This window comes from Deltaproteobacteria bacterium (assembly GCA_018668695.1).
In the GTDB taxonomy this organism is placed as follows: domain Bacteria; phylum Myxococcota; class XYA12-FULL-58-9; order XYA12-FULL-58-9; family JABJBS01; genus JABJBS01.
Window position 1 is genome coordinate 1 of sequence record JABJBS010000202.1, and the last position, 9,905, is coordinate 9,905.

At 50.8% G+C, this 9,905-nt stretch carries 11 protein-coding genes; 3 read left to right on the forward strand and 8 right to left on the reverse strand.

The window, feature by feature from the left end; genetic code table 11:
* The coding region (locus HOK28_10760; GenBank protein MBT6433565.1) for a YHYH protein at window positions 1–922 on the forward strand (922 nt) is incomplete at its 5' end.
* Here the strand turns inward: HOK28_10760 and HOK28_10765 are convergent.
* Window positions 913–1,533 carry a hypothetical protein gene (locus HOK28_10765; protein ID MBT6433566.1) on the reverse strand — a complete coding sequence of 207 codons (621 nt, stop codon included), beginning with the start codon at window positions 1,531–1,533 and terminating at the stop codon, window positions 913–915. The genes HOK28_10760 and HOK28_10765 overlap by 10 nt on opposite strands.
* A 10-nt stretch (window positions 1,534–1,543) precedes the next feature.
* Window positions 1,544–2,044: a hypothetical protein gene (locus tag HOK28_10770; GenBank protein ID MBT6433567.1), complete on the reverse strand. Its 501-nt coding sequence runs from the start codon at window positions 2,042–2,044 to the stop codon at window positions 1,544–1,546.
* Window positions 2,045–2,178: 134 nt separating this feature from the next.
* Between HOK28_10770 and HOK28_10775 the strand changes: the two genes are divergently transcribed.
* The gene (locus tag HOK28_10775) at window positions 2,179–2,748 is read left to right on the forward strand and encodes a hemerythrin domain-containing protein (GenBank protein MBT6433568.1); all 570 of its coding nucleotides are present in this window, start codon (window positions 2,179–2,181) and stop codon (window positions 2,746–2,748) included.
* 22 nt (window positions 2,749–2,770) lie between these two features.
* Here the strand turns inward: HOK28_10775 and HOK28_10780 are convergent, their stop codons facing one another.
* A complete protein-coding gene (locus HOK28_10780) occupies window positions 2,771–4,081 on the reverse strand; it encodes a hypothetical protein (GenBank protein MBT6433569.1) in 1,311 nt (436 codons plus the stop codon).
* Window positions 4,082–4,286: 205 nt separating this feature from the next.
* Window positions 4,287–5,789 carry a cryptochrome/photolyase family protein gene (locus HOK28_10785; protein MBT6433570.1) on the reverse strand — a complete coding sequence of 501 codons (1,503 nt, stop codon included), beginning with the start codon at window positions 5,787–5,789 and terminating at the stop codon, window positions 4,287–4,289.
* A 138-nt stretch (window positions 5,790–5,927) separates the two neighbouring features.
* Between HOK28_10785 and HOK28_10790 the strand changes: the two genes are divergently transcribed.
* Complete coding sequence (locus HOK28_10790) at window positions 5,928–6,569, forward strand: DNA-3-methyladenine glycosylase I (protein MBT6433571.1); 642 nt, start codon at window positions 5,928–5,930, stop codon at window positions 6,567–6,569.
* A gap of 9 nt (window positions 6,570–6,578) precedes the next feature.
* On the opposite strand, the gene HOK28_10795 is transcribed toward HOK28_10790, so the two are convergent.
* From HOK28_10795 to HOK28_10810, 4 genes are all read right to left on the reverse strand, one after another.
* On the reverse strand, window positions 6,579–7,502 hold the full coding sequence (locus HOK28_10795) for a cation diffusion facilitator family transporter (GenBank protein MBT6433572.1): 924 nt from the start codon (window positions 7,500–7,502) through the stop codon (window positions 6,579–6,581).
* A 166-nt stretch (window positions 7,503–7,668) separates the two neighbouring features.
* Window positions 7,669–8,298 (reverse strand): HAD-IA family hydrolase, encoded by a 630-nt coding sequence (locus HOK28_10800; GenBank protein MBT6433573.1) that lies wholly within the window; start codon window positions 8,296–8,298, stop codon window positions 7,669–7,671.
* An 83-nt stretch (window positions 8,299–8,381) separates the two neighbouring features.
* Complete coding sequence (locus HOK28_10805) at window positions 8,382–9,092, reverse strand: hypothetical protein (protein MBT6433574.1); 711 nt, start codon at window positions 9,090–9,092, stop codon at window positions 8,382–8,384.
* Between the two features lie 10 nt (window positions 9,093–9,102).
* The gene (locus tag HOK28_10810) at window positions 9,103–9,867 is read right to left on the reverse strand and encodes an SDR family oxidoreductase (protein ID MBT6433575.1); all 765 of its coding nucleotides are present in this window, start codon (window positions 9,865–9,867) and stop codon (window positions 9,103–9,105) included.
* Window positions 9,868–9,905 lie beyond the last annotated feature (38 nt).

The window sequence follows — 9,905 nt, forward strand, 5'->3', positions numbered from 1 at the left end:
TGACCCACAAGTGTCGGCTACTTGCACCGAAACCGTCATGACCGTGGTTTCAAACGGAATCCCCAATTACACCTTTGTACAGATCACACCCAACGCGCTGACATCTCAGAACTACGCGTTTCAAATTCCGCGTAATCCCGAGATTGCTGATACAACATCCGAAATCGCGCTGCTTGGCCCCATTGGTGTAGCGGTCAACGGTATCCCACTTTATGGGCCCAACGAGGCAGCTCAGCCCGACCCCTATGGCGACCCGGTGTACAATGACATCCTAGACTTTTGCCTGGGACACACGGCCGGTGGGGGCGTTTACCACTACCATGCCATGCTCGTTCAATGTCTGTCTGATTTGGGCGTTGATAATGAACCCGATACCAGCGTGCCTTCCCCGGTCATCGGATGGGCTCTCGATGGATTCCCCATTTACGGTCCTTTGGGTTGCACCGATGCAGACTGCACCGAAGTGGTTGAATTTAAAAGTGGCTGGAATCAAATCGGTGATCCCACCACCTACGCCTGGGACAACCACGAATTTGAGGCGCGGCCCGATGACACGACTTATCTTGATGAGTGTAACGGCCGGGTGGGACCAGACGGCGACTACCGCTACCATGCAACCGCAACCTTTCCCTACATTCTGGGATGCTTTTCTGGCACTGAAGGTGGTAGTGGTGGTGATGGTGGTCAAGGTGGTGGAGGCCAAGGCGGCGGTGGCCAAGGCGGAGGCGCACCTTTATGTGAGTCAGATGCTGACTGCGTTGATGCTTGCCCTCAAGCAGCACTGGGATGCAGTTGCATAGAAGTCCCCAGCGGCGACACACGATGTATCGCAAATTGCGAAACCGATGACGACTGCCCAGGGAATCTTACTTGCAATACCGATGGTGGTTATTGCGTACCCGGGGGTATGGGTCAGCCGTAATGCTTTTCCATCCAGGCGCGGATGTCTTCGCGACCATCGATGAATTTAAAATGCGCTTCCAAGCGGCTATGCGAAGTGAGTAAGTCGCTTGGAATACCATCTAGAACCCCGCCGCATAACCAGCCAAGCAATCGCCAAATCGCAAGATCTGCAACCGTGAGCGAATCGCCCACGAGGTAGTCTCCCTCGCCCATTCTCTTCTCGAGTAAACCAAGCCAACGCGGGAATGTTTCTTTACCGAGTTCTTCACGCAGCGCCGCTCGTTTCTCTGGATCCTTCTCGCGCATGGAGGGATTTACCAAACTCGTCATTTGCGCTGCTGCATCCAAGAACTCATCGACTCGTAAAGCGGCGAGATCATCGTTCTTTGGGTAAAGCCCAGAGAGCTTCCCGCAAAATTTTGCGATGGCAACAGATTGAGCAAACATCTTTCCATCAACTTCCAAAACAGGAAGTTGCCCATACGGAAACACGCCAGCGGCTTTCTTTTCGATAAATTCTTCTCGGCCAACTCGCACGTCTTCAAATTCAACACCGCCAATGTGCAAGGCCAGTCTGCTTGTTTCAACCCGCCAAAAAGGGAAATTAAAATAACTTAAACGAATATTCATCGTACTCTCCTTACGTCTTGAGATGTTTTATGAGTCTTTTACTCGTGTCGAATATGACTGCTCCAGGAACCACAATCCATAGGCCGTTGGGTATAATCCACACAAAAAGAAGAGGCATCAGTTCATTGTGCCCGATAGAATGCCAACCCGACCACGCTTCTACCAAAACAAAGAGCATGGTCTTGGCACCCGTTAGACTCGCAGCCACCAAAATCAAAAGATGAGCTGCCCGGTTGCTCTCCTGCTTGTGAGCGTAGAGCCCCCAGTAAACGAGGCAAGCCTCTAGCAGACTCATCGTTGCCAGTGCATGAATGTAGGTATTACCCTGATCGGCATAGGCCCGGTCTACTTCCATGTAAATGGAATAGGCAAAGTCCCAGAGAAAACCGATGTCACCCCCAGGAAAAGAGGCTGGGCGAAACAAAATAAACAGGGCATCCCAAATCACCACCAAGGTGCTGATACCCATCCACAAAACCACCCACCGGGGTAACCGAAAATTCTCATTCATGGGTTAATCTATAACGCGAAGCTAAGTTAAAAACACCTCACCCAGGCGCTTCTCTTGAGACATCACGCGGGTAATAGGGTTATGCTATAAATCGCTACCGCTTGATTCCAAGAAAAGAGTGAGTCCATTCAGCCATGCCATCATCTCCACCAATGGACCGAAAACCCTGGCCACCAAGCTGCCAGCTCCTGACCCAGGAATTGCCTCGCGAGAGTTGGACGACCCATCCACATTACACCGGGCTGATTCGATTTTGGTTAAGTCGTCACAACGGGTTCCGAAAAAAAATGCTTCGGCTTCAAGGCGAAACCAAAACCATGCTCGAGACCATGGACGACCCGGCGGGATTTGCCCACAGCATGCACCAAGAGGCTGGATTTCTTATAAATGGCTTGAAAGGTCATCATCAGATTGAGGACCAGCACTTTTTCCCTCTTCTCAAAAATCTCGACGACCGTGCACGTAAAGGGTTTGCAATATTAGAATCCGACCATCTCATGGTTGACCATTTACTGGGTAAGTTCTCACAACATACCCACAGCCTACTCTACGAAAGCGCCCAAAAAGAAGAGTTCGAAAAACAGGCCGCTTGTCTCCTTGAGAGTCTTGAAAACCTGCAAGCTTACCTCAATCGCCACCTCGAGGATGAAGAGGATATTGTAGTCCCAGTTCTTCTTAAGTACGCACCAGATGATATCAGGTAGAAAGTCGCCGAAGCGAATAGGCTTAATCTTGAACCAGGTTCGCTTTGGTAAAGCGCCCAAAGTAAAATTCCCCAAGGGTATTTAAAACGCCCGCTTCATCCTCTACCAATAAATCAGTGTGATCTAGATTCGACATGTCTACTTTCGGCATGAACCAAGCATAACGAAAGACATACGGGTCACGTTGGAGTTTGGGCAATTCCTGCGCCATAAACTCAAGCGTGCGTTTGTCCAACGCCGCCCCATCTTGAATACCGCAATCATCCTTTGGCGGCGCAAACTCCGTAAGCCACACCGGCTTTCGAAACATCGAGCGGGCGTGTTCGCTGCAGGCAGTGCAAGTATTCCCTCCGCAATCGGTCCCGAACTCATCCTCGTCCTGAATACCATTTCGACAATGCGCCGCAGAGGGCTCCACAAGCCCCGCTTTGCCCTTCATGAGCTCAATCATCCACGAAACGCCGCCGCAGCTGTATGCATGAACAGATTGGTAATCAATTCGGCACTTGCGAGTAGCCGCACCGTTTTCAGTACACGCATCGTAAAACATCTCAAGCCAAGCCAGGCCAAACATCCGCTTACCCTCGACCGCCTCTATGCATGCACCGGGGTGCATGGCACCGGGAGTCGGGTCGCAAAAATTTGTGGCTGGACCCACGAGTTCGAGATTGTTCTTGTCCGCTACCCATTCTAGATGACGCCAGCCTTTCGCCGCCACATGGGGGCTTAGGTTGGCCTGCTCTTTAAAGTTCGGTTCGTTGTATCCAAGTAAGTATTTTGATTGGCTGGGGACATCCTTGAGAAAGGCTTCGCGGCCGATGCCTTCATGGTAACATCCATAGCATGCACCGCCGGGGTTAAAAGACCAATTCGCCTTGGCGCACACCTCTCGGCAGGAAGCGCCGCCGCCTCTTTCGTCGACGCGAAAACAAGGCCCGCCCTCTGCGCATTTCTCTCCTTCACCCATGAGGCCCCACACCATGGGAACAAACTCAACCTGGCCTGAGGTGATGAGTTCACTCTTGCCCACTCCGTGCCCGTCGGCGCATTCCAAGGGCTTCGAGGACCAGTTGTAATACCAAGACAGACCCGGCACCATGGCTTGAAGATCTGACTCTCCTTTAGAGAATGGCCAACCACAAAAATGAAAAGCGGCGCCTCGCTTAAACTCTCCTTCGCCGCCGCTCGATACGACGCCTGCTGACATATGGGCCAGTAAACCGCGGTCGAGTACAGCGCTGCATGCAGCCAAACCGGCAACGGATACCGCTAAGAGCGCACCCAAGGTCAGGGCCTTGTTCGTGCCATGGATTTTCATAGGTCTGATACGCATTACCTTCTCCACTAACATGCCGCGACTCATTGAGTGTCATCGCGGATCCGCTCACGAGACATAACAAACTAGTCGAGTTCTAGTGAGTATCCAAGGATCCTGAGTTTTGTTTTGAGTGAAGCGTCAGAGCGGGCTTATCTGCGGGGGGAGCGGAGTTCATGAGCAGCTTAGAGTAAGGCTCGGTAGAGGTACACCTTCGCCAATCTTAAAGCTTAGCCAGAAACCCCTCCGCATTGGCCAAATGGGTTTCGCGTTTTTTCTTGTCCATCTTGCGCACCATCGAACACATCATTGCCCAGCGCGGATTTTTCGCCAGCTCATCTGTGTGGTTCCAAATCCAACGCCAATACAGCCCATCCCAGACATCGCTCCATTCGCCCTGAGAGTGATTACTCATTTTGCGAATATAGGCCGAACCCGAAAAATAGGGTTTCGTGGTAATTTGACCGCCATCGGCGTTTTGGCTCATGGCGTAGACATTGGGCACCATGACCCAGTCGTAACTGTCGACAAACATTTCCATAAACCATTGATAAATTTCATCGGGATCAAACTCACAGAGAAACATAAAACCGCCCAGCACCATCAATCGCTCGATGTGGTGGCAGTAACCCGTGTCGACGACCCGTTTAATGACATCATCAATAGGATCAATCCCGGTCGTCCCATCATAAAAACTTTGAGGGATGCTTCTTTCGTGTTTCCAGTGGTTGGTGGTTCGCATGCTCACGCCAAGGTCTTTGTACGTCGCGCGCATAAACTCTCGCCATCCAATGATCTGTCGCACGAACCCCTCGAGTGAATTAAGCGGGACATCATTTTTTAAAGCATAGTCCGTGGCTGCTTGCACAACTTGTCCTGGGGTGAGCAGACCGACATTCATGGACGGCGTAAGGATGCTGTGCCAAAGCCAATTTTGCCCCTGCACCATGGCATCTTCGTAGATTCCAAAGAGCTCGAACCGCTGGGCAAAGAACTTATCCAACCAAACCCGAGCTGATTCATGCGAGGTTGGGTACAACAGATGCTCGATGTGACCAGGGTTCTTTTTGTAGACACGCATGACATGTTTACGTGCTTCTTGATCGATTTCGTCGTGGCTCGGTTTTTCTAATTTTGGAATATCCCCGAGCATTTTTTTGGGAACTTTTTTTCTGTTCTCTTTGTCAAAGCTCCACTGCCCACCCATGGGTTCACCCTCTTCCATGAGGATATCCAGACGTTTGCGTTGAAACTTATAAAAGTCGGCCATAAACCAGCGTTTCTTGCCCTTTCGATAGTCGGTATTCTCCTGCTCGGAGTTGATGAACATAGGAGAATCGAGTTGTTCCAATTCAATCTTGGATGCTTGGCTGTAGGCAATGAGCCGCCGCGAGAGTTCAAAATCATGAACATCAGCGACCACGAGTTTGGAAACTTTTTTTCCAGCCGCAGACTTGAGGTAGGCCTTTAGGCCATCTTTTTTGGGGGTGTGCTGAAGATACTCAACATCAAAACCTTGATCTACTAGGCTTGCCTCATAACGCTTCATCGTAGCCCGGTGGAGCCATAATTTCTGCTTGTGAAAGAGGGTTGGATACTCCAAGTCGCCGAAGAACAAATTGTCTTCGATAAGCACAACATTCGTTGGCTTGAGACAAAGCCCCGGATGCTCTTCAAAGAGCTGATGGGGGAAAATCAGAAGGGTCGGCTGCGTGGTATTTCCCATGCCATAAGAAGGTATTTCAGTGGGTTTTTGACAAGGTCTTTGGCTTGAAGTTCGTGCTTTAAGATCAAAGAGTTTTAGAAACGCTGCGTCATTCAGAAGGGGATACGGCGAAAGTCCAAGTTCTGATAGGGTTCATGAATGGAGAGCACAGAACAAGGGCCGCTCCCAGATGGCTTGTTGATGGGTGAAGACGGGCGACCGCGCTGTAAATGGGCCGGTTCAGTTCCTGAATTTTTCGATTACCACGATACTGAGTGGGGATTTCCTGTAGACGACGACCACAAACTCTTTGAAAAAATCTGTCTCGAAGGTTTTCAGTCTGGCTTGTCTTGGCGAACGGTTCTCAACAAGAGGCCGGCCTTTCGCGAGGTCTTTTTAGACTTCAATTTTGAAAAGGTCGCCCGCCTTGGCCAAAGGGACGTCGAACGCCTTCTAGGCGATGCTCGAATCATTCGTCACCGCGGAAAAATCGAAGCCACCATCAACAACGCGCAGCGAGCTTGCGAAATGGTTGAGGTACATGGCTCATTGGGTACATTCATCTGGCGCTACGAGCCGCAGCCATCAGCCGAGTCGGCTCTGCACGTAGGAGATCTCGTTTCCAAGACTCCAGGCTCTAAAAAACTCGCCACCGATTTAAAGAAACTGGGCTGGCGATTTTTCGGACCAACCACCGCATATGCTTTTATGCAGGCTATGGGACTTGTGAACGACCACACGCCAGGTTGTGCTATTCGAGAAGAGTGCCACGCGGCGCGAGATGGGTTTAAACGTCCCTAGGGGCCGCGGCTACATATGGACGCCCTTCACTCTGTGGCGGGCATCATGGGGGAATCCCTTCGGATCAACATGGATCATGACCTCACACATTGGATACAGTTTTAAGAGCTGAGACTCTAAATCTTTCGTAATACTGTGAGCGTCCAAAAGGCTTAAATCAGGCTCTACCTCGATATCAAATGAGATGTCATAAAACTCTCCTTGGTACCGGGTTCGTAGGTCGTGCCATCCCAAAACAGCCTCATGTGCTTCGATCTTGCGGATGATTGCGTTGCGATCTTCGTCGGGTAATTCGCGGTCTAAGAGCATATTCAAAGACTTCACAAGGACAGTACGCGCCATAAACGCCATAAAGCCGGCCCCTAATAGAGCAAAAACAGAATCAAGCCAGAGAGGAGCTCCGTAGTAACTCGCCAAGAGTACAAAAACGGTTCCGATATTGATTAGGACATCACTCCCGTAATTGATGTTGTCCGCCTCAATGGTCAAAGATTTTTCATATTTAAGTGTTCTTCGCTGCCACAAAACCAAAATCAGCGACAAGCCAATCGAGGCGCACATGACCAAAATTCCCAACTGATGGTCGATAATGGGCTTAGGTTCAAAGAGCCGGTTAATGGACGTAAACACCAAGAATGCAGCGCCACCGAAAATGATTGATGCTTGGACGAGTGCCGACACTGCCTCCATTTTGCCATGGCCCCAGCGGTGATCTTCATCGGCCGGCTGTTGTGCGTATAGAATCGTGACCAAGGCCATCACGGAAACTACAGAATCGAGCAAAGAATCCGTTAAAGACGCGAGGATACTCATAGAGCCGCTTTGAAAGTAGGCGATGGTTTTGATCACAACGAGTGTTGCCACAATCACAATGGCCACAACCGCCGTGGGTAATTTGCGTGTCCACTGCCGTGTTTCACTCTCGTTAGACATTGGACTGACTCGTAATCTCTTGGCTAGCCATCAATAACCTCTTAACCTTCAAGAGAGTTATCATCAATGAGTCAAAAGGTCTTGGTTTTGTAGCATGCTGGATAGAGATCAATGGTAACCCGCGCCAGTAAGGAGCGCGTTCTCGTTTCACCCATCGAGGTTCTTTTCAGTTCTGGCACCTTGAGGTAACATTGAGCATTTGTTGCAGTTCCCCAACCGTATCAACAACTGGAGCCCACTTACGCAGCCGGTCGGTCGCATGGTGCCCCCAGCTAACGCCGATACCTTTGACGCCTGCGGCATGGGCCATCTCCAAATCGTAGGTGGTGTCGCCAATCATCACCAGTTCACTGGCTGTGGTGCCTGTGGCTTTCATGATGGCTTCTAGCATATCGGGAAAGGGCTTCGCTCGAGGTACTGAATCACCGCCGAGAACAATCTCAAAACGGCCCTCGAAACCAAATTGCTTGACCACCCGCTCGGCCCCTCGCTGACTTTTTCCGGTCGCGACTGCCGCCCGAAACGGCCTGGCTAAAAGCTCGTCGATACCATCGAAAAGCTTTTCGTGGTGAGCACCCTCGACGTAGGCTTTTGAATAAACCTCGGCCAAGTGCTCAGCATCTTGCGTGGGATCAAGCTTTTGCATGGTGTCAATCAGTGGCAAACCAATAAGTTCGAGAATGGTTTCTGCCGGCGGGCATGGACGGTTCACACTGGCCCAAGCCGCGGCGTGGGATTCCAAAAGTACGCGGGTTGAGTCAACAACCGTTCCATCTAAATCAAATACTACAAGCATGGCTAGCCACTTGCCCAGTTGACCTGGGAATTGTCAATTGCTCTTGCTTCCAAAAGCCACGAGAAGAACGCAATCTAGCCCTGCTATTGCCTAGCCGCCTCTAGAAGTGCTGCGCGCACATCGCCTTGTACGAACGCTCCGTGGGCCATGCAAAGCAGATGAAGATTTTCTGTTTCTGCCAATTGCTCAAGATGCTCCCGCCATAAAGCGCGGTCCTCAAGCAGAAGCCAGCGTCCAATACGCGTCATACCCAAGGGCTTAACACTGCCCATGAGCTTGAGCATCCAGCCGCCAAAACCGCCGGGCGGATTGTGTCCCAAGTTGAACAGAGTATCTGTAACCATCAAAGCCTTGGTTCCATCTTCCAATGGCAAGAGCAGATGCAACTCAAACGGTTTGATGCCCTTCGGATCCAACACCGTAATACCAAGAGTGGGCAATACAGACTCGCAATCCCCATCCACCGAAACGACTTCTTCCACTTTGGTTTTGGCAGCAACCGGGCACAAAAGCTGCGCGTCAGGATAACGCTTACGATAAGGTAACGCATCAGTGCGGTGCATAGGACACGGAACAACAATCCATTGAACCGGTCCAAGAGCATCTACTTTCGCCATGCCTGCCTCATCCAAACAAATGGCGCTATGAATAAGTAAACCCCCAGAAGGCGCTCGCCAAATTTGCATATTCCTTGGCAATGGATTCTTGTCCAAGCTACCCGTAACTTGCCAGAGCCCTGGCCCCAGCTGCTCTAGTTCGTCATGGGGCAAAACATGATTGTCCCAAATTGACATTAATAAGCCCCTAAGACCCAAGACTATTCATAATCACCGGCATTTTATACTTCCAGGTATCCCAAAGGTCATCACTATCAACCAACTCCAACATAAAGTGAGCCACATTGGCCCGAGTCGTCGGTCGTCCGCTAAAAATACCAGTGACCGGCGAGGCTACAACATCATAGGTAGAAACATTTTCATCAATCAGCGAATCGGGCCGAACACTGCACCATTGAACATAATCATTCGAAGACCCTACCTCATTCTCTAAGTGATTCGCGGCCAACTCGTTATCAACGTGCGGCGGAATGCACCAACGTAATAGCGTAAGCACACCCTTCTCGGGCCAAGTGCGCCGCTCGCCTTGTTCAGGGTTAGCAACCCCCACCGTATTCATCAAAATGAATCGCACTGGAGAAACAGGCTTATTCGCTTCAATGGCAAGGCATAACCGCTGCACAGCTTCCGTACACAACTTGCGCGGTGCTCCGAAAATGCCCCGAAAACTGATGACATGGCCCAGGCACGACACCACCGCATCGCACCCCAATACATAATCGGCGAGCTGCGCATCGGTGAGTTCCAGAATACTGGCCTCAATCATTTTAAGATTCGGGTGCTCCAAAACAGATGCGGGCAGCCGGGATCGGCAACGAACAATCACACGCACCTGGTGACCTTGAGCCAGTGCTTGCTCCACGAGCGGACCGCCGGTTTTCCCAGTGGCTCCTGCTACTAAAATCGTTTGTGTTCTTTGTTTAGGGGCATGATTCGTAACTTCGGACTTCATGAGTGCCTTTCTATGAGTAAACGTCGCCCATCCTATCA

Bases quoted from the DNA above. Each gene is read 5' to 3' on its own strand.
- HOK28_10795 (MBT6433572.1), bottom strand. From the start codon at position 7,502: ATGTCTAACGAGAGTGAAACACGGCAGTGGACACGCAAATTACCCACG.
- HOK28_10765 (MBT6433566.1), bottom strand. From the start codon at position 1,533: ATGAATATTCGTTTAAGTTATTTTAATTTCCCTTTTTGGCGGGTTGAA.
- HOK28_10780 (MBT6433569.1), bottom strand. From the start codon at position 4,081: ATGCGTATCAGACCTATGAAAATCCATGGCACGAACAAGGCCCTGACC.
- HOK28_10785 (MBT6433570.1), bottom strand. From the start codon at position 5,789: ATGGGAAATACCACGCAGCCGACCCTTCTGATTTTCCCCCATCAGCTC.
- HOK28_10800 (MBT6433573.1), bottom strand. From the start codon at position 8,298: ATGCTTGTAGTATTTGATTTAGATGGAACGGTTGTTGACTCAACCCGC.
- HOK28_10775 (MBT6433568.1), top strand. From the start codon at position 2,179: ATGCCATCATCTCCACCAATGGACCGAAAACCCTGGCCACCAAGCTGC.
- HOK28_10770 (MBT6433567.1), bottom strand. From the start codon at position 2,044: ATGAATGAGAATTTTCGGTTACCCCGGTGGGTGGTTTTGTGGATGGGT.
- HOK28_10810 (MBT6433575.1), bottom strand. From the start codon at position 9,867: ATGAAGTCCGAAGTTACGAATCATGCCCCTAAACAAAGAACACAAACG.
- HOK28_10805 (MBT6433574.1), bottom strand. From the start codon at position 9,092: ATGTCAATTTGGGACAATCATGTTTTGCCCCATGACGAACTAGAGCAG.
- HOK28_10790 (MBT6433571.1), top strand. From the start codon at position 5,928: ATGGAGAGCACAGAACAAGGGCCGCTCCCAGATGGCTTGTTGATGGGT.